General features: G+C 71.7%; 19 protein-coding genes and 2 pseudogenes. 9 read left to right on the top strand and 12 right to left on the bottom strand.

The annotated features are described in order from the left end of the window. Positions 1 to 30 precede the first annotated feature (30 nt). On the top strand, positions 31 to 1,428 hold the full coding sequence (gene eccD / locus JMF97_RS21305; RefSeq protein ID WP_203223128.1) for a type VII secretion integral membrane protein EccD: 1,398 nt from the start codon (positions 31 to 33) through the stop codon (positions 1,426 to 1,428). A gap of 28 nt (positions 1,429 to 1,456) precedes the next feature. Here the strand turns inward: eccD and JMF97_RS21300 are convergent, their stop codons facing one another. After that, on the bottom strand, positions 1,457 to 1,963 hold the full coding sequence (locus JMF97_RS21300) for an inorganic diphosphatase (RefSeq protein ID WP_013736295.1): 507 nt from the start codon (positions 1,961 to 1,963) through the stop codon (positions 1,457 to 1,459). A 413-nt stretch (positions 1,964 to 2,376) separates the two neighbouring features. On the opposite strand from JMF97_RS21300, the gene dacB reads away from it, so the two are divergent. From dacB to tilS, 3 genes are read left to right on the top strand one after another with little or no spacing between them, the layout of a single operon-like run. Then, positions 2,377 to 3,879, top strand: coding sequence for a D-alanyl-D-alanine carboxypeptidase/D-alanyl-D-alanine endopeptidase (gene dacB / locus JMF97_RS21295; RefSeq protein WP_203223127.1), 1,503 nt, complete (start codon positions 2,377 to 2,379; stop codon positions 3,877 to 3,879). Between the two features lie 56 nt (positions 3,880 to 3,935). Beyond that, entirely contained in the window at positions 3,936 to 5,003 is a 1,068-nt protein-coding gene (locus JMF97_RS21290; RefSeq protein ID WP_126711378.1) for a zinc-dependent metalloprotease, read from the top strand. 10 nt (positions 5,004 to 5,013) lie between these two features. Next, complete coding sequence (gene tilS, locus JMF97_RS21285; protein ID WP_203223126.1) at positions 5,014 to 6,003, top strand: tRNA lysidine(34) synthetase TilS; 990 nt, start codon at positions 5,014 to 5,016, stop codon at positions 6,001 to 6,003. Positions 6,004 to 6,005: 2 nt separating this feature from the next. On the opposite strand, the gene JMF97_RS21280 is transcribed toward tilS, so the two are convergent. After that, positions 6,006 to 6,968 carry a GlxA family transcriptional regulator gene (locus JMF97_RS21280; RefSeq protein WP_203223125.1) on the bottom strand — a complete coding sequence of 321 codons (963 nt, stop codon included), beginning with the start codon at positions 6,966 to 6,968 and terminating at the stop codon, positions 6,006 to 6,008. Between the two features lie 137 nt (positions 6,969 to 7,105). Here JMF97_RS21280 and JMF97_RS31815 point away from each other — a divergent pair, with 137 nt between their 5' ends. The 4 genes from JMF97_RS31815 (at position 7,106) to folE (ending at position 10,964) form a co-directional block, all read left to right on the top strand. Further along, positions 7,106 to 7,240, top strand: a complete 135-nt coding sequence (locus JMF97_RS31815) for a hypothetical protein (RefSeq protein WP_273543905.1) — start codon at positions 7,106 to 7,108, stop codon at positions 7,238 to 7,240. A 114-nt stretch (positions 7,241 to 7,354) separates the two neighbouring features. Then, a complete protein-coding gene (gene hpt / locus JMF97_RS21275; protein ID WP_013736289.1) occupies positions 7,355 to 7,930 on the top strand; it encodes a hypoxanthine phosphoribosyltransferase in 576 nt (191 codons plus the stop codon). 320 nt (positions 7,931 to 8,250) lie between these two features. After that, positions 8,251 to 10,266: an ATP-dependent zinc metalloprotease FtsH gene (ftsH, locus tag JMF97_RS21270; protein ID WP_013736288.1), complete on the top strand. Its 2,016-nt coding sequence runs from the start codon at positions 8,251 to 8,253 to the stop codon at positions 10,264 to 10,266. Between the two features lie 38 nt (positions 10,267 to 10,304). Next, positions 10,305 to 10,964 (top strand): GTP cyclohydrolase I FolE, encoded by a 660-nt coding sequence (folE, locus tag JMF97_RS21265; protein ID WP_203223239.1) that lies wholly within the window; start codon positions 10,305 to 10,307, stop codon positions 10,962 to 10,964. A gap of 69 nt (positions 10,965 to 11,033) precedes the next feature. Here folE and JMF97_RS21260 read toward each other — a convergent pair whose 3' ends face one another. Both JMF97_RS21260 and JMF97_RS21255 read right to left on the bottom strand, forming a co-directional pair. Next, positions 11,034 to 11,750 (bottom strand): hypothetical protein, encoded by a 717-nt coding sequence (locus tag JMF97_RS21260; RefSeq protein WP_203223124.1) that lies wholly within the window; start codon positions 11,748 to 11,750, stop codon positions 11,034 to 11,036. After that, positions 11,747 to 14,302 (bottom strand): FtsK/SpoIIIE domain-containing protein, encoded by a 2,556-nt coding sequence (locus JMF97_RS21255; protein WP_203223123.1) that lies wholly within the window; start codon positions 14,300 to 14,302, stop codon positions 11,747 to 11,749. Before JMF97_RS21255 ends, JMF97_RS21260 begins: the two co-directional genes overlap by 4 nt. 190 nt (positions 14,303 to 14,492) lie before the next feature. Here JMF97_RS21255 and JMF97_RS21250 point away from each other — a divergent pair, with 190 nt between their 5' ends. After that, positions 14,493 to 15,059 carry a hypothetical protein gene (locus tag JMF97_RS21250; RefSeq protein WP_438803770.1) on the top strand — a complete coding sequence of 189 codons (567 nt, stop codon included), beginning with the start codon at positions 14,493 to 14,495 and terminating at the stop codon, positions 15,057 to 15,059. Between the two features lie 15 nt (positions 15,060 to 15,074). Here JMF97_RS21250 and JMF97_RS21245 read toward each other — a convergent pair whose 3' ends face one another. The 8 genes and pseudogenes from JMF97_RS21245 to JMF97_RS21215 form a co-directional block, all read right to left on the bottom strand. Next, on the bottom strand, positions 15,075 to 15,674 hold the full coding sequence (locus JMF97_RS21245) for a hypothetical protein (RefSeq protein ID WP_203223122.1): 600 nt from the start codon (positions 15,672 to 15,674) through the stop codon (positions 15,075 to 15,077). A gap of 12 nt (positions 15,675 to 15,686) precedes the next feature. Beyond that, positions 15,687 to 16,856: a M23 family metallopeptidase gene (locus JMF97_RS21240; protein ID WP_203223121.1), complete on the bottom strand. Its 1,170-nt coding sequence runs from the start codon at positions 16,854 to 16,856 to the stop codon at positions 15,687 to 15,689. Then, a complete protein-coding gene (locus tag JMF97_RS21235; RefSeq protein ID WP_203223120.1) occupies positions 16,853 to 17,410 on the bottom strand; it encodes a hypothetical protein in 558 nt (185 codons plus the stop codon). Before JMF97_RS21235 ends, JMF97_RS21240 begins: the two co-directional genes overlap by 4 nt. Next, positions 17,407 to 19,347 carry an MFS transporter gene (locus tag JMF97_RS21230; protein WP_203223119.1) on the bottom strand — a complete coding sequence of 647 codons (1,941 nt, stop codon included), beginning with the start codon at positions 19,345 to 19,347 and terminating at the stop codon, positions 17,407 to 17,409. Before JMF97_RS21230 ends, JMF97_RS21235 begins: the two co-directional genes overlap by 4 nt. Before the next feature lies 1 nt (position 19,348). Continuing rightward, positions 19,349 to 21,973, bottom strand: a pseudogene (locus JMF97_RS21225) (ATP-binding protein); the annotation flags it as partial. A gap of 353 nt (positions 21,974 to 22,326) precedes the next feature. Continuing rightward, positions 22,327 to 22,621: pseudogene (locus JMF97_RS32390) on the bottom strand (hypothetical protein); the annotation flags it as partial. 112 nt (positions 22,622 to 22,733) lie between these two features. Then, a complete protein-coding gene (locus JMF97_RS21220) occupies positions 22,734 to 23,096 on the bottom strand; it encodes a hypothetical protein (protein ID WP_013736278.1) in 363 nt (120 codons plus the stop codon). Between the two features lie 13 nt (positions 23,097 to 23,109). Further along, on the bottom strand, positions 23,110 to 23,427 hold the full coding sequence (locus tag JMF97_RS21215) for a hypothetical protein (protein ID WP_013736277.1): 318 nt from the start codon (positions 23,425 to 23,427) through the stop codon (positions 23,110 to 23,112). Between the last annotated feature and the right edge of the window lie 283 nt (positions 23,428 to 23,710).

The following is a 23,710-nucleotide window of genomic DNA, read 5'->3' as shown; positions in this document are numbered from 1 at the left end:
CGTCGCCCCACTGAGCATGGAGGCCGGTCGATGACAGTCGAGCTGACCCGGATCACCGTCAGCACGCCTGCGCGGCGCGTCGACGTGGCCCTGCCGGAACATGTGCCGCTCGCCGAACTGCTGCCGGAGGTGCTGCGGCACGCGGGCGTTGGGCTGGCGGACGACGGGGAACGCCACGGTGGCTGGCTGCTGCGACGGGCCGACGGCACCGCGCTGACGGCCGGGCAGGCGCTGCTCGCCCAGGGCGTCCGCGACGGGGAGATGCTGCACCTGGTGCCGGCCAGCGTGCAGTGGCCCGAACTGGACTACGACGACGTGGTCGAGGCGATCGCCGACGGTGCCCGTCGTCGCGGTGGTGCCTGGTCGCCCCGAGCCACCCGGGCCGCCGCACTGGGCGGGGCGGCGGTTCCGCTCGCCGTCGGTCTGATCGCCCTGCTGGGCGGCGGTCCGGAGCATCCGGTCGGCTGGTTCGCGGCGGCTCTGATGGCGGCGCTGCTCTTACTGGCGGGCACGGTGCTGTCCCGGGCTCAGGGAGACGGCCCGGCCGGGGCCACCCTCGGCGGGTACGCGCTGCCCTACGCGGCAGCCGCCGGTGCGCTCGCCGTCGGCTCGGGTGACCCGGTCGGCCCGTTCGGTCCGCTGCGCTGGATCGGCGCGGCCGAACTGCTGGCCGCCTCGGTGGCGCTGCTGCTGGCCTCGGTGCTCGGGCTGCTCGGGGTGGCCACCCGGTTACGGATCTTCGTGGCCGGCGTGGTGGTCGGCGCGGTCGGTGCCGCGACCGCCGTCGGCGGCCTGTGGCTTCACCCGGCCGGCACCGCTGCCGTGCTGCTCTGCGTACTGGCCTTCGGGATCGGGGCCGTCCCGCTGCTGGCCATCCGGTTGGGCAAGGTTCCGTTGCCGCCGATCACCCTGCCCACCGGCTCGCCGGACGACGCGGACCGGGTCCGGGATCTCCCCGACCGCAGCCGGGTGTACGCGGCGGTGACCCGCACCGAGGAGATGCTCACCGGGATGCTGATCGGGCACGGTCTGCTGGCGGTGGGTGCCGCGCTGGTGCTCAGCGGCTCGGACACCGCGAGCCGGTTGCTCGTCGCGGTGACCTCGGCGGTGCTGCTGCTGCGGGCCCGACTGTTCGTGGCGGTACGCCACCGGATGCCACCCGTGCTCGCCGGACTGGCCGGGTACCTGCTCCTCGGCGCAGACCTGGCCGCTGCGGCGGGGGAGCGGGGTCAGCTGCTCCTGGCGGCCGGTGGGCTGCTGGTCGCCCTGCTGATCGTGGCCGGTGGCACCACGTACGCCCGGCGGCCGGTCTCGCCGTACCTCGGTCGCCTCGCCGACCTCACCGACACCGCGCTGGTGGTCTCCGTGGTGCCGATCGCCTGCGCCGTGCTCGGTCTCTACGAACGAGCCCGGGGCCTGCTCGGCTGAGCAGGCCCCGGGCTGTCGGATGCGTCCATCAGTGCGTGGATTCGCCGCGCTCGGCGGCCTCCCGGGCCCGCCGGTACGACGCCTGGATCTCGGCCTCGGCCTCGGTGCGCCCCACCCAGGTCGCGCCCTCGACCGACTTGCCCGGCTCCAGGTCCTTGTACACCTCGAAGAAGTGCTGGATCTCCAGCCGGTCGAACTCGCCCAGGTGGTGGATGTCGCGCAGGTGCTCCTGCCGCGGGTCCTCGTACGGCACGCAGAGGACCTTGTCGTCGCCACCCTTTTCGTCGGTCATCCGGAACATGCCGATGGTGCGGCAGCGGATCAGGCAGCCCGGGAAGGTCGGTTCGGGGACCAGCACGAGCGCGTCCAGCGGGTCGCCGTCCTCGCCCAGGGTGCCCTCGATGAAGCCGTAGTCGGCCGGGTACTGCGTGGAGGTGAAGAGGGTGCGGTCCAGCCTGATCCGGCCGGTCACGTGGTCCACCTCGTACTTGTTGCGGTGACCTTTCGGGATCTCAACCGTGACGTCGAAATCCATCTGCACGCTCCTCATTCGCCCACGCTGGCTTGACGGAACCGGCGGCCGCACCCCCGGACAGGCGAATACCCGCCCGCATACTCCGGCCGCCGCATAGTCTTCGGACCGAAGTAGTGTCACCCAGGCCGGTTCCGGGTGGGGAGGAGGGGGTCGTGGGGAGGGAAGATTCACACTATCGACCCGACGACGCAGGTGACGGCGTTTCCCGCCAACCGCCCCCGAAGCCGGCAGCCGGGCGGGTACCGGTGCCCGAGGCCCAGGTCCTCCGGCCGCAACCGGCCGTCCCGACCGGTCCTCCCGCCGGCGAATCCCCGCGGGACGCGGAACGGACCCAGCCGCTGACGGTCGGCGCCGGCGCGGGCACGACCAGGGCTTCCAGCCCACCGCCGCCCGCTGTCGGCGGCGGACCGGGCGTGCCGTCCGACGTACCTCCGCAGCCGCCCCGACCGACGTCGCGCCGCCGGCTGCCGGTGCTGCTCGCCGCGGTGCTGGTCCTGGTGCTGGCCGTGGTGGGCCTGGTCGTGGTGCGTCCCGGGCCGGTCGAACGCTGGTTGGCCGACGACCCCGCCGCCCCGAGCGCCGCGCCGCCGGAGCCGTCGCCGGTGGCGGTGCTGGCCGGCACCGACATCGGCGCGCCGATGCCCGCCACCGACGGGCTGCGTACGGTGCTCGATCCGCTGATCGCCGACACCGCGCTGGGCGGTCGGGTTCACGTGTCGGTGACCGACGCGCTGACCGGCCAGCAGTTGTTCGAGCGGGGCGGCGGTACGGGCACCGTGCCGGCGTCGGTGACGAAGCTGCTGACCGCGGTGACCGTGCTCACCGCTCGCGGCCCCGGATACCGGATTCCGACCACGGCCGTGGCCGGCGCGCAACCGGGCGAGGTGGTGCTCGTCGGCGGCGGCGATCCCACCCTGGCGGCGGGCGACAAGGGCTTCTACCCCGGCGCGGCCAGTCTGAAGGACCTCGCCGAGCAGGTGCGTACGGCGCTGGGCGGGACCGCGCCGACCCGGGTCGTCGTCGACTCCTCGCTCTACTCCGGGCCGCGGTTGGAGCCGGGCTGGGACGACGACATCCCCACGGGTGGATACGGCGCGCAGATGACCGCGTTGATGCTCGACGGTGCCCGCAAGGATCCGAAGGCCAGCCAGGGCTGGGCCGAGCGGGTCAGCCAGCCCGATCTCACCGCCGGGCGGGCGTTCGCCCGACTGCTCGGCGTACCGGAGGGCGAGGTACGCAGCGGCACCGCCCCGGCACCCCCGGCCGGCTCGACGGAAACGACGGAAGCGACGGAAGCCCCCGGGGCGACCGGTGCGCCGGTCGGCGCCACCGGGCCGGGTGCGCAACTCGGCGTGGTGCAGTCGCCGCCACTGATCCGGCTGGTCGACATCATGATCAGCGACAGCGACAACATCATCGGTGAGGCGCTGGCCCGTCAGGTCGCGTTGGCGCGTGGCCGTCCGGCCTCGTTCACCGGTGCCGCCTCGGCGATGACCGAGGTGCTGTCCGAACTGGGCCTGCCGACCGAGGGCCTGGCCCTCGCCGACGGCAGCGGCCTGTCCCGGCGGAACCTGATCAGTCCCACGTTGCTGACCGAGACGTTGGCCCTCGCGGCCAGCCCGGACCGCCCCGAGCTGGGCGGCATCTTCGGTGGGCTGCCGGTCGGCGGCTGGTCGGGCACGTTGCGCGACCGGTACGGCTCGGTGCCCGGCACCGCCGCCGGGGCCGGAACGGTCCGCGCCAAGACCGGCACGTTGACCGGGGTGCACGCCATCGCGGGAGTGGTGACGACGGCCGAAGGCCGGCCACTCACCTTCGCCGTGCTCACCGATCGCGTCCCGGCCGACGGGATGGAACCGGCTCGCGGGGCCCTCGACCGGATCGCCGCCGCCCTGGCCACCTGCGGCTGCCGCTGACCCGTACCGCCGTCGAGGGCGTGGACGGGTGTGCCGGCGCGGGTACGGTGGGTGGCATGGCGCAGTTCGTGGACTGGGATCTGGCCGTCGCGACCGCGGGGGCTCTGGGCAAGACCGGCCCTCGGGTGTCGTACGACGAGGCCACCGAGGTGGTCGCCGAGCTGCGCCGGTTGACCGACGAAGCGGCCGGGCACGTGGCCGACTACACCGGGCTCACCTCGCAGGTGGCGCATCCGCCGGTGCGGGTGGTCGACCGGCGGGACTGGGCCGCCACCAACGTCGCCGGCCTGCGCGAGGTGATCACACCGCTGGTCGGTCGGCTGGCCTCGGACAAGCAGCCCGGCGCGCTGACCGAGGCGGTCGGCTCCCGGGTCACCGGAGTGCAGGCGGGCACCGTGCTGGCGTACCTCTCCGGCCGGGTGCTCGGCCAGTACGAGGTCTTCTCGGCCGATCCGGGCCAGTTGCTGCTGGTCGCGCCGAACATCGTCGAGGTGGAGCGCAAGCTGCAGGCCGACCCCCGCGACTTCCGGCTCTGGGTCTGCCTGCACGAGGTGACCCACCGCACGCAGTTCACCGCGGTGCCGTGGATGCGGGGATATTTCCTCGGCGAGGTGCAGGCGTTCGTGGATGCCGCGCAGGGCAGCGAGCACCTGCTCGACCGGCTGCGCCGGGGCGTGGGCACGCTGGCCGACGTGGTGCGTAACCCGCAGGGCCGCTCCAGCGTGCTGGACATCGTGCAGACACCCGGGCAGCGGGCGGTGCTGGACCGGCTGACCGCGCTGATGACCCTGCTGGAGGGGCACGCCGAGTTCGTGATGGACGGTGTCGGCCCGCAGGTGATCCCGAGCGTCGAGCGCATCCGGGCCGGCTTCAACCGCCGCCGGGAGGCCGGCAACCCGGTGGAGAAGACCGTCCGCCGGTTGATCGGCATGGACGTCAAGATGCGGCAGTACGCCGAGGGCCGCAAGTTCGTGCACGCGGTGGTCGAGCGGGTCGGGATGGCCGGCTTCAACCGGATCTTCGAATCGCCACTGACCCTGCCCCGGCTGAGCGAGTTGAGCGAACCCGACGCCTGGGTGGCCCGGGTACACGGTCCGGTCGGGCCGAAGCCGCCCGCCGACTGAGTCGGCGACGATGGCCGCGATCTCCCCGTCCGTCGCTGCGATCCGGGTCGCGGTGCGTCGGGCGCTGGCCGAACTGCCGGCGGACGGGCCGGTGCTGGTCGCCTGCTCCGGGGGTGCCGACTCGCTCGTACTGGCCGCCGCCGCCGCGTTCGTCGCGCCCAGATCGGGCCGGACGGCCGGTCTGGTGACCGTCGATCACGGGTTGCAGGCCGGGTCGGCCGAGCGGGCCGAGGCGGTGGCTCGCTGGGCGGAACAGGCCGGTCTGTCGCCGGTGGAGGTGGTCCGGGTCGAGGTGGCCGGCCGACCCGGTGGCCCCGAGGCGGCGGCTCGCGAGGCCCGCTACCAGGCGTTGGTCGAGGTGGCCGGGCGGCATCGCGCCGCGGCCCTGCTCACCGGGCACACCCGCGACGACCAGGCCGAGACGGTGCTGCTCGCGCTGGCCCGGGGGGCCGGCCCACGTGGGCTGGCCGGGATGCCGGTACGCCGCGATCTGGGCGGGGTGCCTCTGGTCCGGCCACTACTGGAGATCAGCCGCGAGCAGACCCGCGCGGCGTGTGCGGCGCTGCGCCTGACGCCGTGGCAGGACCCGCACAACTTCGATCCCGCGTACGCTCGATCCCGGGTCCGGGCCCAGTTGGTGCCGGCGCTGGTCGAGACGCTCGGTCCCGGTGTCGTCGACAACCTCGCCCGGACCGCCCGACTGGTGGCGGCCGACAACGCCGTGCTGGACGAGCTGGCCGGGGATGCGCTGCTCGCGGCGCGGCACCCCGACGGCGGGCTGGCGACCAAGACCCTGGCCGACCTGGCCGGCGCGGTACGCGGCCGGGTGCTGCGCGCCTGGGCTCACGAGCTGGGCTCACCGCCGGCCGCGCTGTCCCACCGGCACATCGCCGCGCTCGACGCGCTGGTCACCGCCTGGCGGGGCCAGGGGGCGGCGTACCTGCCGGGCGGACTACGGGTGGTGCGCCAGGCCGACCGTCTGCTGCCCGCACCCGACTGAGGTCAGTCGGCGGGGACGCGGTCGCGGAAGGTGACCCGGTAGGCGTTCGGGGTGGCACCGACCCGGCGGGTGAAGTGGTGACGTAGCGCGGCGGCGTTACCGAATCCGGTCCGGTCGGCCACCTCGTCCACGGTCAGCCCGGTCTCCTCCAACAGTCGGCGGGCCAGCAGGACCCGCTGGTTGGTCACCCAGTCGTGCGGGGTGGTGCCGGTCTCGGCGCGGAACCGGCGGGCGAAGGTGCGCGGTGCCATGCCGACCCGGGCCGCCAGTTCGTCGACGGTCACCTGTTGGTCCAGCCGCTGAATGAGCCACTCCAGCAGCGGCTCCAGGGTCGGGGCCTGCGGCACCTTCGCGATCGGCGCCTCGACGTACTGGGACTGCCCGCCGTCGCGGTGTGGGGGTACCACCATCCGCCGGGCCAGCCGGGTGGCGGTGGCCGAGCCGTGCTCCTGGCGTACCAGATGCAGGCAGGCGTCGATGCCCGCCGCCGTGCCGGCGCTGGTCAGCAGCCGGCCGTCCTGGACGTAGAGCGAGTTGCAGCGGACCCGCGCCTCGGGGTGTCGGCGTTGCAACTCGTCGACGTGCCGCCAGTGGGTCGTGCACTCCCGGCCGTCCAGCAGCCCCGCCTCGCCCAGCAGGTACGCCCCGGTGCAGACGCTGAACAGGTACGCCCCGCGGTCGGCGGCCCGGCGCAGCGCCGCACGCACCTCGGGGTGCGCGGCGGTGTCGCCGTGGTGGGCGGGAACCGCCACCAGGTCCGCCCGCTCGATCGGGCCGAGGTCGGCGCTCGGCACCAACTGGAAGCCGGCGGAGGTACGCACGGTCGCGCCCTGCGGGCTGCACACGTCGAACCGGTAGCCGGGCAGGCCGTCGGCGGTGCGGTCGGTGCCGAACACCTCGGCCAGTACGCCGAGCTCGAACGGGGCGACACCATCCAGCACCAGTACGGCCACCGAGTTGAGCATGTGACGAGGGTAACCACAGCAGTGGCGGTAAATCGAGGTCCGGTGGCATTCCTGCCACTGTTCGGGCGGAGGCGCGAGGCGCAGACTCATCTCAGTCGGTGCGCACCGGCGGCGAAAACACCAGCAACCCTGTGAAAGTGAGCGCCGCCATGGAGTTCCTTTTCGTGCTGTTCCTCCTCGCCGTCCTCACCTCCGCCTCGGCCGCCGGCCTGACCGCCGACAGCAGGGACTCGGCCGACTGGAAGCCCTCCGACGGTGGTCGCCGGTGGTGATCCGGTCCCCGCTGAGATGATTGGTCGGCTTCGTCGGAAAAATCCGCCCGGGGCCGTCCCACGAAGGGGCGGCCCCGCCGACGGCCCACCCAGGGCGTACGGCAGGCTAGTGGCATGGCTGACGGCTCCTGGTACGACGCCGACATCGACCACGTGATCATTTCCGAGGCGCAGATCCGCGAGAAGACCGCGGAACTGGCCAAGCAGGTCTCCGCGGACTACGCCCACGTCACCGACGGGCTGCTGCTCGTCTGTGTGCTCAAGGGGGCGGTCATGTTCATGGCCGACTTCGCCCGGGCCCTGGGCCGCCAGGGTCCGCCCGCGGAGCTGGACTTCATGGCCATCTCCTCGTACGGGCAGGGCACCACCTCCTCCGGCGTGGTGCGCATCCTCAAGGACCTCGACCGGGACATCGCCGGCCGGCACGTCGTGGTGGTGGAGGACATCGTCGACTCCGGGCTGACCCTCTCCTGGTTGCTGCGCTACCTGGAATCCCGGTCGGCGGCCAGCGTCGAAGTGGTCGCCCTGTTCCGCAAGCCGGACGCGGTCAAGGTGACGGTGCCGGTCAAGTACGTCGGCTTCGACATCCCGACCGAGTTTGTCGTCGGGTACGGCCTCGACTTCGGCGAGCGGTACCGCGAGTTGCCGTACGTCGGCGTCCTCAAGCCCGAGGTGTACGCCCGCAGCTGACCCCGTACCCGGCCGGGCCGACCCGGGCGACGTACAGCGGGCTTTCAGGTGATCCGGCTACCGTGGAGCACGGTGGTGGGGACTCCGATCCCGACCATGCCGGTCGACTCCCGGGTTCGCCGTGCGCGTAAGTGCTGGGCTCGCCAGCTCACATCCGTCTCGCACGGTGTACCGTCGAATGACCGTGGCGCGGCAATTTCGCGCCTCGGGGTCGAGGCCGGCCCGCACGGCGGCTACGGCAGCCGCCCCGGCGGCGACACCCAACAGTCGGTCAGGACGTCGATCAGGAGGATGCGGGCGTCTCGGCGCTCGACAAAAGCATGGAACGTACGCGTTTCTTCCGCCGACCGGTGTTCTGGGTCATCCTGGTCATCCTCGGCGCCGTTGTGCTCAGTCAGTTGTTCACCTCTGGTCCCAGCTACCACCGGGTGGACACCTCAGTCGCGCTCGACCAGCTCAACAAGGGCGGCATCGAGAAGGTCGTGTTCCAGGACAAGGAACAGACGATCCAACTCGAGCTCGCCCAAGAGGCCGAGTTCGGCAAGACCACCACCAAGCTGATCGAGGCCCAGTTCCCGTACGAGGTCGGCAACGAGGTCTGGAACCAGGTCCTCGACGCCAAGGCCAACAACCGGGTCACCGGGCCGGCCGACACCGAGGTGTCGTCCGACAGCATCTGGGTCAGCCTGCTGGTCAACCTGCTGCCCATCGTGCTGCTCGTGCTGCTGCTGCTGTTCTTCATGTCGCAGATGCAGGGCGGCGGCTCCCGGGTGCTCAACTTCGGCAAGTCCAAGGCGAAGATGATCACCAAGGACACGCCGAAGACCACCTTCGCCGACGTGGCCGGGGCCGAGGAAGCCGTCGAGGAACTGCACGAGATCAAGGACTTCCTCCAGAACCCGGGCAAGTACCAGGCGCTCGGCGCGAAGATCCCGAAGGGCGTACTGCTGTTCGGCCCGCCCGGTACCGGTAAGACGCTGCTCGCCCGGGCGGTCGCCGGGGAGGCCGGGGTGCCGTTCTACTCGATCTCCGGTTCCGACTTCGTGGAGATGTTCGTCGGTGTCGGCGCCAGCCGGGTCCGCGACCTGTTCGAGCAGGCCAAGGCGAACGCTCCGGCGATCGTCTTCGTCGACGAGATCGACGCCGTCGGTCGGCACCGTGGTGCCGGCATGGGCGGCGGTCACGACGAGCGCGAGCAGACCCTCAACCAGCTGCTCGTCGAGATGGACGGCTTCGACGTCAAGGGCGGCGTCATCCTGATCGCCGCCACCAACCGGCCGGACATCCTCGACCCCGCGCTGCTGCGCCCGGGCCGTTTCGACCGGCAGATCCCGGTCGACGCCCCCGACATGGAGGGCCGCAAGGCCATCCTGCGGGTGCACGCCAAGGGCAAGCCGTTCACGCCGGACGTCGACCTCGACTCGGTCGCCAAGCGGACGCCGGGCTTCAGCGGCGCCGACCTGGCCAACGTGATCAACGAGGCGGCCCTGCTGACCGCGCGGAAGGACCAGCGGGCGATCAGCAACGAGTCGCTTGAGGAGTCGATCGACCGGGTCATCGCCGGCCCACAGCGTCGTACCCGGGTGATGAGCGACCAGGAGAAGAAGATCACCGCGTACCACGAGGGTGGGCACGCGCTGGTCGCCTGGGCGCTGCCGCACGCCGCGCCGGTGCACAAGGTGACGATCCTGTCGCGTGGTCGCTCCCTGGGCCACACCCTGGTGCTGCCCACCGAGGACAAGTACACCCAGACCCGCGCCGAAATGATCGACACCCTGGCGTACGCGCTGGGCGGGCGGGCCGCCGAGGAACTCGTCTTCCACGAGCCCACCACGGGCGCCGGCAACGACATCGAGAAGGCCACCGCCCTGGCCCGCGCGATGATCACCCAGTACGGCATGAGCTCCAAGCTCGGTGCGATCAAGTACGGCACCAGCGGCGACGAGCCGTTCCTCGGCCGCAACATGGGCCACGAGCGGGACTACTCCGACGCCGTCGCCGCCGAGATCGACGGCGAGATGCGGGCACTTATCGAACTGGCCCACGACGAGGCCTGGGAGATCCTGGTCGAGTACCGGGACGTGCTGGACAACATCGTTCTCGAACTCATGGAGAAGGAAACCCTCTCCACCGCCGACATGGCCCGGATCTGCGCCCGCGTGGTCAAGCGGCCGCCGATGGCGCCGTACAACGGCTTCGGCAAGCGTCAGCCCTCCACCGAGCCGCCGGTACTCACGCCAGCGGAGAAGGAGGCGCTCAAGGTGCAGGCCGAGGCCGACGGGGCGCAGGCCACCGTCGGCAGCCCGAACTCCAACAACTCGGACGGCCCGCACTGAGCACCAACGACCCAGCGGCCAGCCCTCCGCAGCGGGGGCTGGCCGCCTCCTCAACCGAACCCGACGAAACCCTCGACTACATCGCCGCACGGCTGGTCAACGGCCGGCTGACCGGCCGACCGGTCGAGGAGATCGTCGACCTCGCCCGCATCGAGAAGGCGGTCCGCGAGATCCTCATCGCGGTCGGCGAGAACCCCGACCGGGACGGGCTCCAGCAGACCCCGGCCCGGGTGGCCCGCGCCTACGCCGAACTCTTCGCCGGCCTGCGGGTCGACCCGGCCACGGTGCTCACCACCACCTTCGAGGCCAACCACGAGGAACTCGTGCTGGTCCGGGACATCGACGTGATGAGCCTCTGCGAGCACCACCTCCTGCCGTTCCGGGGCAGCGCACACATCGGCTACATCCCCGGCCCGGACGGGCGGATCACCGGCCTGTCCAAGCTGGCCCGCCTGGTCGAGGTCTACGCCCGCCGGCCGCAGGTGCAGGAACGGCTCACCTCGCAGATCGCCGACCTGCTGATGGACCGGCTCGCGCCGCGCGGGGTGGTGGTCGTACTGGAATGCGAGCACATGTGCATGGCGATGCGCGGCATCCAGAAGTCCGGCGCCAAGACGATCACTTCGGCGGTGCGTGGCACCCTCCAGCGGGACGCCAAATCCCGTGCCGAGGCGATGGCGCTCATCCATCCCCGCTGACCGGCGTTCTTCGCTGATCGGCTTTCGCCGCTGATCGGCTTTCGCTGCTCTGCCGGCGGTGGCGGCCGGTCAGGTGGCCAGCATGGCCAGGACGATTCCGGCGGTGGCGACCACCGCCGGAATCAGGCAGGCCAGGGCGCCGAACCGGGGAGTCCGGTCGACCCGCTCACCGGGCTGGGACGGAAACAGCCGCCCCACCGCCAGCCACCCCGCCCCGAAGGCGACCGCCGGGCCCGGCAACCCCACCACCAGGGCCAGGATGGTCACCGGACCGGTGCCGGCGGCCAGGTAGATCGCGATCAGCAGCAGCGGGACCAGCAGCCCCAACGGACCGTAGACCAGCAGGTTGCGCGGGCGAGGCGACCAATGCGCCACCCGCGACAGGCCCCGCGCGGCGAGGATGTCGTCGACCCCGTACGCCCACCGCCGGGCCTGCCGCAACGAGGCGAGCACCGCCGCCGCGCCACCGGACATCGACCGGGCCGCCTCCGACAGCTCCGGCGGGGTCGGCGCCAGCGAGATCGGCGGTACGCCCAGCTCACACAGCCGCGCTTCCTGGGCCGCCAGGCGGGTGCGTACCGTGACCAGCTCGTCCCGGGCCGCCTGGACGGTGCGCGCCTGCTCGCTCGCGGCGGTCGCCGCGTCGCGGCGTACCCCGTCGAGTTGGCGGGCGGCGGCCAGATAGTCCGCCCACGCGGTCGGCAGCGCCTCCTCGGGTGTCGGCGCGGCGGCCGTCCGCTGTCGCCCCGGACGCACGGGCGTGGTCCCCGCCTGGCTGATCGTCATGCCTGCTGCCCACCCTCCGGCACGTCGTACGGCACCAGCACGACCCCCTGCTCATCCGGGCCGTCCCAGAGCACCACCCGATCAGGGCGCGGCCGCCACTCCACCGGCCGGCCGAAGACCGGCGTGAGCTGAGCACCCGGCACACCCGCCACCGCCACGGCGGTCAGCTTGTCGACCGTCTCCTCGGCAGCGATCAGCGCCGCGAACGACGGCACCGTACGCCACCAGCCCAGCAGATGCTGCCCGGCCGGCGGGCCCTCGCGCAGCAACATCCGCAGTCGAGCCGGCGGCAGGTCCTCCGCAGGCGCCACATCCAGACCGAACACCACCAGGTAGGCCGGCGCTCCGTCGTCCAGCACGGCCACCAACCCGGCCAGGTCGACCGTCTCGACCGGATGCCGTGCGGCCAACTCGGTGGCCAGCGCGTCGGCCACCGGCCGAGCCTCGACGTCCGGTACGGCGATCACGAAGCGCGCCGTTCCCGGCGGATGGTGAGCTGCCGTACTGCGGGCGGCCACGGACAGCAGCCGGCTGCCGTCGGGCCGAGGACCCAGCACCGCGAGATTCCGGCCGGCGGCCGGCCCGAACGGCACCGCCGCGGTGGTCCGCGCGACATCCACCGCCCGCCCCAGCAGCGCCGCCGGTGCCAACGACCGCCCGGCAAGAGCCGATCGGTAGCGAGGATCATTGCCCAACTGCGGACGGGCGTAGCCGGCGAAGACCACCGGCGGGACGGCACCCTCCGTACGGGCCGACCAGAGCCGGTGCCGTAGCCCCTCCACGACCTCCGGTTCGTCCTGCGGATCAGGGAACCGGATCATCCGCTCGTGTCCGCGGATCGCACCCCGCGGCCCACCCAGGCCACCGGCGGTGTTGACGACCGCGCTGCCCGCCGGGAGCCCGGCCGCCGAATCGTTCGTCGGCTCCAGCACCGCTCCGCCCCCGGGCAACGCCACCCGGACCGGGAACTGGCCGAGCAGCGAATCCCGCGGCCCGCCCTCAGTGCGTACGCCCAGGCCCAGATCGGCCTCACCGGCGAGGACCAGGTGCACGCCGTACAGCCGACCGGTCCTGGTCAAGGTGTCCAGCCGGGCGGCGGCGTCGACGGTCAGTCGATCCCGTTCGGCGAACAGCAGGGGCAGATTGTCCACCACGCACACGATGCGGGGCAGCCGCTGATGCTGCCGCAGCTCCGCGAAGCGCTGCCCGCCCGCGCGGGCGGAAGCCTCGGCCCGTCGCTGGACCTCGGCAGTCAGCTGGTCGAACAGGTCGAGCAGGTACTCCCGATCGGCGGCCATCGCCGCCGCCCGCACCTGCGGAACCCATGACCTGTCGCGCTCGGTCTGGAGGAACTCGGCGAACGACTCGCCGTCGCCGAGATCGGCCAGGTACAACGACAACTCGTCCGGGCCGTACCGGGCGGTGAGACCGAGCAGCGTGTTGGTCAAAAAGGTCGCTCGGCAGGCCCGCGACCGGCCGCTGACCAGCCAGTGTGGCGTCAGCTCGGTGAAGCCGAGCGACACCGCCCGACCGCCGGCGTCACCGACCGTGGTGCTCATCCCCTCGGTCGCGTCCGCCTGCCACAACTCGTCCTCATCCGAGGGCAGCAGGCTCGCCAGGGACAGCCGGGTGCCGGCCTCGACCTGCGCGGCGAGCCGCCGACACACCTCCTCCACCAGCCCGGCCGGTGGGTCCGGCTCGACGAACACCGGTGAGTTCAACCCGCCGTCGGAGCCCGCTGCGGCGAAGGCGGCACCGGGCGCGTCGCCAAGCAACGCATACCCGGTGCGCATCGCCAGCGCCGTGGCCCGGGGCAGCGGAGCATGGTCCACAGTCGGCCACCCCGCCACCACCAGGTGCAACCCGGCGGACGGCCCCTGCTCGGCCAGGGACTCGATCCGGGACAGCTCATCGTTTCCGGTGTGCTCAGGCAGCCCGGCGAGGACCAGCAGCAGCATCCGGTCATGCCGACGCGGCCCGGTCGAGCCCGGCGTCACCCACCGCTCCGCCTCGTCGAGCAGGGCACGCAACCCCGCGACATCCCGGGCCGGCGGCGACAGCAGCCCGGCATCACCGAGCGTCCCGAACGGCGCCAGCACGTCACCGGTCGGATCCACCGCCCGTACCAGCAGCGTTCCGGCCGGGGTCGCGGCCACCAGCCGCAGCATCAACCCCCGTAGCATCCCGGCCACCCGCGGGTCCTGCGCGTCGGCGTCCACCGTCAGGTGACCGGTGCCGAGCAGCGGAACCAGGGCGGGGAAACGGGCATCGTCCAACGGCGCGGCGGTGCCGACCCGGACGAAGGGCGGCGGCGCTTCCCCGGCACGGGTGGTCGACTCGATACCGTCCAGCGCGTTGCCCGCCCAACCCGGCGCGAGTACGGCGGCAGCGGTACGCAACCGTTCGGCCAGGGCGTACTGGCGGCGCTGGTCCGCCGGGGCGGGACGGGTGTCGTCAAGACTGGTGGCCGCGGCCGCGACCGTCGCGGCGGCCCGACGGTGCAACGCGGCGGCACGCAGGGCCCGTACCTTCGGACCGCCCACCGCGTTCACCTCCTCCGCCCGAGGTCGGCACCCACCCGGCCGAGCAGAGACGACGGTATCCCAGCGACCGCCGGACCTCTGGGACGTGTGCCGGTGCTGCGCCGGTGTTGTCGTGAATCTCACCGGTCGGCAGGGGTCCGTCACGATCTGCTGAATCTGGGGCATTGGGTCCACAGCCTCCAGCCGATAGCCTCAGGGGGTGGAATCAGTGCCGCCCCCCGCCGGTTCCCAGGTCTCCCGCGTACCGGCGCAACGGACCCCGCCAGAGGAGCTGGCACCGCCCACCGTCGCGCCAGCACCACAGCGACCACGTCGGCGGGTCCGTACGGTGCTGGCGGTGGTCGCCGGAGTGCTCGCGGCGATGTGTCTGGGCGGCGGCGTCGTCGGCTACCTCGTCTACGACCGCGCCACCACCCCCGACCGCAGCTCTCCGGTAGTGGTGGTGGACAGCTATCTCCGGGCGTTCCTCGTGGACCAAAACGATGTTCGCGCGACCCTATTCGCCTGTGAAGGCAGCGCGGACCTCGATCAACTGCGGTTGCTTCGGAGCGACCTGCAGGCGCGCGAGGAGCGATTCGATACCACAATGCTAGTTAGTTGGGAAGAGCTTCAGGCGGCTGTCAATGGCAGTTCTGCCGAAGTGCGAGTAGACCTGGTTTTTGCAGCTCATGTCGATGGTGTTCGTCAGACGGACCGTCAGTCATGGAGCTTCGGGCTACAACTGACTGACGATTGGCGCATCTGCTCCGCGGGGCGGAAGGACTAGGCTCTACACCTGTCGCTATTCCAGCCATAACAGGTGAACGGGAACCTCCAACGTGGTTGGTGGCTGGCCGCGCCAGGCCCAGCGGTACCACTCCACCTCCGGTGCGACCCGTACGCAGATGTCGCCCTCGGCACCCGAGTAGGTCTCCGTGACCGCGCGCAGGTCGCGCTGCTCAACGCCACCGACCATGTGAACCACCCGACGACCGACCACCGAATCCGCCTCGAAGACCGGTGTCGGCGGACGGTGTGCCGGCGCATCCAGTGAGACGAGCCGCAGGCCCCCGCCATCCACTGTCGGCGTGTTGGCCGGTGAGCCGATCGTCTCGACCCAGACCCGTTCGACGGGCACCAGCGGAGCGAAGACCTCCACCTGGTCGGACTCGGCGCGGTACCACTCGTGTTCGGGTATGACCGGCACGTAGGTGCGGCTGTTCTGCACCACTTTCTCGTCGGCCCGCAGGTCACCTCGCCAGCCGAGGCCGGGCAGCCCGACCAGCACCCGTTGTCCGCGCAGGTCCACTCGGCCGGCAGCCGGAACGATCTCCACGGGTCGGGGCGGTTGCGGTGCCCAGTCCGGCTGATCGGCGAACGGGTCCGGTAGTGGCTCGGTCATGACGGGGAAAGGCTACTCCGCGCCCTTGAGCGGAGCACCCTTCGACCGCATGAACGGCACCGGGTCGATGGCGCTGCGGCTGCTGCGGTCCCCATCGGTGTGCACCTCGAAGTGCAGGTGCGGTCCGGAGGAGTTGCCGCTGCTGCCCACCTCGCCGATCACCTGACCGGCCTGCACGGTCTCCCCTACCGAGACCCGCGGACGACTCACCATGTGGCAGTAGCGGGTGACGATGCCCTGAGCGTGCAGGACGTCGACGAACCAACCGCAGCCACCCTTGTTCGGCCAACCGTCCACGTCGCAGCTGAGCCTGCCTCGCCGGTCCGGGTCGCACCGGGAGACCAGGACTCGACCGGTGGCCGCGACCCGGATGAGGGTGCCCTTCGGCGCGGCGATGTCCACCCCGTTGTGACCGGGCCGGCTCGCCGTGCGGAAACCGGAGCCGACGCCCCCCGGAATCGGGGCGGTCCAGCCGGAGGCGGCGATTTCACCCGACGCGGCCGCGTCACACACCTCCTGCCCGGCGATCAGGGCCGTCCGGGCCGCGCCACCCGCCAGTGCGTCGACGATCCGGGCGGCGAGTTCCTCGTGCTTGGCGTACGCGTCGGGAAAGGCGCTGATCTGCACGCGTTGGGCGGCCACCGTGAGCGGCAGTTTCTGCCAGTCGGGCAGGTCCACCAGCTTCTCGTAGAACTTCCGAGAGGCGTACGCGGGATTCATCCGCTGCGCGACGGTGCCCCACGACGCGCGTTGCTGGAACAGCCCTACCGAGTCGTGATCGGCGCCGACACCCTCGTGGGGGATGTCCTGAGACTCGGCGACCGTGCGGTTGGCCAGGTTGAGCAGCCGGGACTCCTGCATGGCGGTCGCCACCGCGATCACCCAGCCGCGCGCCGGCACCTTCATGTCCTGGCCGACCTTGATGATCACGGCGGCGTTGCGGAGTTGGCGTTCCCCGTACTGCGGGATCCGGGGCATCTTGCCGGTCACGTCGACCGTGAAGTCTCCGGTGCATTCCAGGCTCGCGGGCGTGATCTGTTCGGCCGCGTCGCCGCCCAACTCGGTCAGGAAGAAGGCACCGGCACCCCCGGTGCAGCACAGGAATGCCAACGTCGCGGTGAGTGCGGCGGCCAGCGCGCCGATCCGCACCGGTCGGCGGCGCGAAGGATTCGCATCGGTCATGACCGCTCCCAGTCCACGGCGTCCACCAGCCACCGCCCCTGCGGCGCTACCAGTTCGAGTCGGAGGCGTCCGCTGTCGAGCGCGATCAGCGCCTCCACGAAGGTCTCGCTCCGCGGCCGGATGGTCACTTCCTCCGTCATCTCACCCGCGGGAACGCCGGCCGGGTCGGCACCAGCGAGCTTGTCCATCAGCGCGGTGGTGGAGAGCGGACGGAGACCCTCGTGCCAGTCCTCGGCGGTCAGGCCCGATCCGCCGAGCCAGGCCACCACGAAACGTTTCGCGACCTGTTCCGGCTTCGCCTCGCCAGGGCTGGTCACCGGGGTCGGAGTGGTGGTGGTCGAGATCGCGCCGTCGTCGCCGGCGGTCGGATGCACCGTGGTGATCGGCTCGGACGGCCGGTTGCTCAAACCGGTCGTCGGGTCAGCGGGGCCGGCGACCAGCCGGGCCGCACCGACCACGCCGAGCACCAGTACGGCAATGCCGAGGGCGACCCCGAGCCGGGAGCGCAGCAGCCGAGTGACCAGGAATTCGATGGCCCGCCGCACTGCGGTCACCGAGCCTCGGAGCGGATCCGGGGCACTGGCTTCTCGGGTGTGCGCTCAGCCGAACCCGGACGGTAGATGGCGAAGGACGGGTTCTCCTCGGGTACGTCCGGCTCGGTCCATGCGGCGGGCTGCCGACGCCTGGGCCGGGGTGCGACCGGCTGCTTCTCGGGACGCGGCTGTTCCTCGCTCTTGCCTCGGTCGTCGCCGGCTCCGCGGCCTTCCGAACGTTCGGCGGCGGGAGGTGCACCGCTCGGAACCGGGTCCGGGCGCGCCTCCGGACGCACCTTCGGCTGTTCCACCATCACGGTGCGGCGCCGCCCCATGGCGGGCTCGGTGGTGCCGCCCGGCTCGGCGACATCGAGCCGGGCCGCCGTACGCATGTCGCGGAAGAACCGCCGATGCCAGGAGCCGGCCGAGCTGACCGCCTCGCTGCTGTCCTTGCCGCCGAGCTGGGTGATCCGCCGATACGGGCGCAACAGCAGCCAGCCCACCACACCGCACAGCCAGACCAGCACCACCTGGAGCCAGCCGGGCAGGGTGGGCGTGCTCATGATGAGGTCCACCGCGAAGAGGTAGATCGCCGCACCGGTTCCGAAGATCGCGATGTTGAAGAGGGCGGCCACCACCGCGTTGCCCAGCCGGCGCAGACCGGCGCTGGCCGGTCGGAGCAGGCCGATGGTGCCCAGGATCGGTGCGGCGATCACCGCCCACCGGAAGATCAGGAAGCCGAGCAGGACGAGCAGCGAGGCGGTCAGGTCGAACATCGCGAAGAGCAGCGCGGCCAGCACCGCGATGAAGCCCGCGCCGACCCGGTCCATGTCCCGAACACCTTGCAGGTACTCGTACGCCTCCGGGTCCTCTCGCTCGATCTGCGCCGCCACCGTCATCCACTGCTGCTTCTTGGCGTTGATGGTGGCTTCGCGAAGCTCGGGATTACTTCGAATCCTCTCCGCCTCACCCCACGACAGCGACTTCGCGTCGTAGAGCGCCGCGCCGTACTTGCGGGCGGTCTCGCTGTCGGCCGAGCCGAGCACGCCGCGCAGCCAGTTCCGGTAGAGCATGCCCTCCGTGGCGGTGTCGCTCGCCCTGACCGCAGGCGGGCGCTTGTCGGTGCAGGCATCCGGGTTCGGCATGGCGCAGCGATCGGGCGGCACGTCCTTGGACGCGGGCCCGACGGCGTCGTGTACGACGCCGAGGGTGGAGATGAGCGCACCGTCGGCCAGGTTCGCGGACTTGACCGGCCAGGCGGCCAGCGCCGTGACCGCCACCATCACCACGAGCGCCCATCCCGCCGTGGTCATCGCGCTGCTCATGTCCGACTGGCGTGAGCGCCAGAGCAGGTAGAGGCCGACCACGCAGAGCGTGATGATGCCGAAGACGCTGAACACCTTCTGGTAGATCGCCTTCGTGGCCTGGTCCACCAGCGGATCCGCCCAGCCCCACATCGTCCCCGGATCCCAGGCGCGTTCCCGCAACGCGTTCGAGGCACCGATGATCGCCGTGGCGATCATGAATTCCCCGTTGGCGATGGTGTTGGTGAACTTGTAGTCCGGGTGCAGCAGCGTGGTCGCGCAGCCAGTCTCGATCTTGTAGGTGGTGTAGCTGTATCCGGCGTATCCGTAGTCGCTGTAGTAGCCCTTGGGGCCGGCGAGCTTGGAGGCCTCGGGTCGGGACGCGAACCAGCCGGCGATGCCGGAGTCCGGGGCCGTCGGTGTCGGTGGGTTCAGGCAGGTCGCTTCGCTCTCCGCGACCTGCTGGAGCTTGGTGACGCAGGCGCGGAAGTCGGCTTGCCATTCCTCCGTGGTGCAGAGGTCGGTGGGGGCCTGGTACGCGACCGGGGCGGCGTACGCGGGTGTGGCGGTGAGCCCTGGCCAGCTGATCGTGGCACCGGCGAGTACGCCGATCGCCAGGAGGAGCGCCGTGATCCGTGCCCGGGCCCTCGCCATGTCATGCCTCCAGGTCAGGCAGCACGGTCGGCAGCACCCCGGCGGCGGCAGCGATGGCGGCGGGGGTGGTGTCGAGGTGCTCCAAGAGTCCATCCACGTAGGAGACGTCGACTCGGACCTTCTGCACCCGGCCGTCGACGTCGCGCATCACGAATTCGCGGAAGCCGAGCCGGTGGGAGGAGGTCGCGTCGGCGGTGGAGAGCGAGGCGAGGGTTGCCTCGTAACCGTCGTCGACCGGGACCCGCAGCAGGCGCAGCGCCTCCGAGGCGATCTCGGCGTCCTCGGCGATCCGGCCGACGAAGACGGTGGAGACCAGGTTCTGGACGTCGAGGCCGAGGATGTCGCGAGGGTTCTGGGAGGCGACCAGCGCGGCGAGGTTCCACTTGCGGGAGTCGCGGGCGAGCCGGACGAGGAAGGAGCGGCCGGACCGCCAACCCTCCATGAAGTGGGCCTCGTCCAGGCCCACCAGCTTCCGGGACGCCATCGAGCCGCCGTAGCAGCGGCGGACCGCCAGCCGGTGCGCGGTGTGCAGCATCGGCAGGGCCAGCGCCTCCTCGGCCGACCAGTACTCCCGCTCGATCTTGAGGTCGGGCAGTCGCAGGCCGGCCATGGTGATCACGGTGAGCGCCGCGTCCGCGCCGAGCAGGCCCTCCGGTGGTCGGCCGAAGAAGAGCATGGCCAGCGGCATCTCGGCGGTGTCCAGCAGCAGGTTGGCCAGTTCCCGGCCGGCGTCGTCGTCGAGCTGCGCGAGGCAGGTGACCACGTCGTCCAGGGTGGAGGTCTCCTCGGCCGGCACCTGGCGTACGGCGTGCCGGAACAGGGTCGCGGTGGACGCCTCGCGGGCCACCTGCGGCGGTACCAGCATCATGCAGATGTCCTGCACCAGCATCCGGCGTTCGGCCCGGGCGTTGGAGACCGCGATCTCGAACTCGCGGTCCCCGGCGGCGCCGGCACCGAATTCGCTGCGCAGCGGCGTCGGAATCAGCGAGTACGGCGCCAGGGTGCCGTGCTCGGAGCCGGTCAGGTTGAGCACCCGCGAGTACGGCCGCAGTTCCGGCATCGCGCAGAGGCGGGCCAGCGGGCCGGACGGGTCGAGCAGCGTCACCTGCACGCCGCGCCGGGCCGCCAGGTAGCCCAGCGCGCCGAGCAGTGTCGACTTGCCACCACCCGGCTCGGCCACGAAGACCGCGAGGCCGGAGCGTTCCCGTACCTCCATCGGGAAGTGCAGGTCGAGGAAGACCGGCCGGCGGCAGGTGCCGGCGGTCCGTCCGATCAGGTCGCCGCGACGGTCGCCGACCGTCGACGCAGCCTGCGGCAGCGCCGCCGCCAGCAGGTGCACCGGCATCCGCCGGACGTAGCCGGTGTTGGCGATGGGCTCGCCGGGGATGAACTCCCGGGCCAGCCAGTCCTGGTTCTTCGGGTGCTGCAGGGAGATGCGCAGTTCCCGGGAGTAGAGCTGGATCAACCGGCGGGCCCGCTCCAGGCACTCCTCGCGGGTACGCCCACCCACCGCGATCCGGTGCCAACCGTGCGCCCGAGCGGAGTCCACCGGCAGGCCGGTGGTCATCTCGTCGCCGATGACCAGTGCCCGCTTGGCCAGCCGCTCCAGCTCCGGCGGTGCGTCGATGCCGTGCTCGGCGTAGTCGAGCTGCTGTGACCGGATCATCCGCAGCCGGTGTTCGAGGTTACGGAAGGAGTCACCGGAGCCGAGGATGTCGACCCGGGTGGATAGCTCCATCGGCCACGGCAGCCGCTCGTGGAAGTGCAGCCAGGGCTCGTGCCGTTCGGGGATCTCCAGCGGTTCCATCCGACCCACCGCGAGCACGGCCACGTGCCGTTCCTCGCCGGTCATCCGGTTGACCAGCTTCACCGTCGAGCCGTACGGGGTGCGGTAGCGCTCCACCTGCTCGGTCAGCGCGAGCAGGTCACCGCGTTCCCAACGCCCGTCGGTGATCGGCGAGAGCGCACCCGGAGGGGCCATGCAGAGCGCCACCGAGCGGTAGAGCAGCCATTCCAGTTCCTGTGCGGTGACCCGCCGGCCCCGCATGCCGAACGCGCCGAGCACCTCGTCGAACTGCTCGACGGTACGGCCCAGCTTGCGCCGTTCGCCTTCGGCGACGCCACGCCCGAAGGTGCGCAGCAATCGTTCGGTGAGCGAGTCGCCGAGCGAGCGACGGGCGAAGGTGACGCCGAGGTAGGTCTGGCCCTCGGCGTGGTTGACCGAGAGCAGGTGCCGTTGGGCGGCCACCAGATGGTCGGCCCAGCTCGGCGTGCCGGGCACGTCGGGCAGCGGGGCGTGGGTGTGGGCGTCGATGGTGCGGGCCCACTCGTCGGCCGGGAAGGGGCGGGTGGTGCGGCGCAGGTGCAGTCGGAAGCCGGCCAGGCCGGCGTACTGCTCGGAGATCGCCGAGAGCAGCGCCTCGCGTTCCGCGTCCGGGCGGAAGGCCCAGCGCACTTCGGGCAGCCAGTACCAGGCGGTGACGGTGTTCGGGGTGAAGGTCAGGTGACCGGCGATTTCGGTGATCGCCAGTTCCACCGCCGGATCACGGTCGCCGAACTTGATCTTCGGGGCGCGGACCCGGACGGGCTTGGTCGGTCGGTCCCGGCGGTCGGCCGAGCGCTGCCGGGGTGGGCTGGCGACGCGGGTGGCCGGTGCGCCGGCTCGGCGGCTGGGCGTGGCGTCCACCGGTGGACCGTCGTGTGGACGGTCGTCGGCGGGGGGACGGGCGCTCGGCAGCCGGTCGCTGGTCGGGGTGGCGGTGGTGACGGGCGGCGGAGTCGGCGCGGGGGGCACGATCGCCGGGGCGGCCACCGGGCGAGGGGTGTCGGCGGGGCGTTCCGGCGCGGCGATCGGCGTCGGCGGGACGGGTGGCGCGGGTAGCGGGGCCGGCGCCGGTCGGCGGGTCACCGGAGGTGGTGCGGCGGGGGTCGCCTGCTGCGGCAGGGCCCGGGCCGACTGGCCGTTGCCCCGCAGCGCGGACCCGGGCCGGGCGTAGGTGCCACCGAAGAGGTCGAGGAACGGCGAGTCGATGTCGGCGCTGTCGCGGGTGGCGGGTACGACCGGCGAGGGCTCGGCCGGTGCCGACCGGCGCTGCGGCGGGCGGGGTGCCTGGAAGACTCCCACGCTGCCGTGCCCCGGGGTGGTGGCGAGCGCCGGATCGAGCGAGGCGTCCTCGGGATCTGCGGATTGTGGGTAGTCGAACGATCGCGCACGGTTACCGTGCGGAGCGGCCGAACGCCCGGCCGGGGACCCCGGCGTGGAGGAGCGGCTCATGCGATCGCCCTGCCCGTGCTCGCAGTGGTCACCCGATGGCGGCGAGGCGGCTGCGGATCCGCCTCGCAAGTCGGCGGCAAACCCTCCGACGGCCGGTACGGCGTGCAGCCGGTCATGCCAGTTCCTCCCGGATCCTGATCCCGCTTCCGACCAGACGCGGGTCGCGCTGCTCGGCGGCCGGCTCCCGGGTGCGTCGCCAGTCGGTCAGCGCGGTGCGGATCACCATGCGCGCCGGCCGGTCCGGATCGACGTACCGGAAGACGAACGAGGTGGTCACGATGGCGAGGGCGATCTCCCACGCGGGGAAGAGCTCGACCTGCAACGTGAACAGCCAGTGGATGAACATGTAGAGGGGAACGAGCAGCATGAAGAGCCCGTACTGGGCGTAGGGCAGGTGGACCGGAAGGGTGTAGCCGGGCGGCCCGAGATAGACCAGGCGGGCCCGGTAGATGTCGTCGTCGGTGCGCAGCCGCATCTCGTGCCCGCGCCTATTCGAAGATCAGGTTGATCAGGAAGTCGCCGATGAAGAAGAGAGTGGCGGCTCCGGCGATGAATGCCAGTCCGACGATCGCGATGGCGGAGCTGGTCAGCACCTTCGAAATCTCGCCTCGGCTGGCTCGGCCGATGAAGATGACGCCGAGCACGGCGAGCAGGATCGGCGCGATCTTGCTGGCGAAGAAGGTGACGACGCCCTCGGTGTTGATTCCCTTCGGCTCCTCGGCCGCGAGTGGAATCGACGATGCCAGGGCGGTGAGCAGGTGGGCGGCGTTGCTCGACGCCGATTCCATCAGCTCGATGGCGATCACTGGAACCTCCCCAAGTCGCGGCCGGCGGCGCCGCGGTGGTGCAGTAGGCAAGCCTTGCGGGATCGGTGCTTACTCTGCGCAGCGGCCGAGACCCTGCGTGCGTAGCTCGCCACGGTAGGTGGCGATTTTTGGGCGGATTACCCCGCTTTGGCCCTCCCTCCAAGCGTCGCCATCTCGATGCTGGGCAATTCCACAGCGTACGGGCCGCCCCCCTTTGCGACAAGCCGCGAAGAGTCTGCCCGATACGGCCCGGACGACCGATCGTACACATGTTTCAATTCGC

Origin of the sequence: Micromonospora fiedleri (genome assembly GCF_016774385.1) — a bacterium.
In the GTDB taxonomy this organism is placed as follows: domain Bacteria; phylum Actinomycetota; class Actinomycetes; order Mycobacteriales; family Micromonosporaceae; genus Micromonospora; species Micromonospora gifhornensis.
Note: the sequence above shows the minus strand (reverse complement) of the source record. Positions and strands in the feature narration are given on the sequence as shown.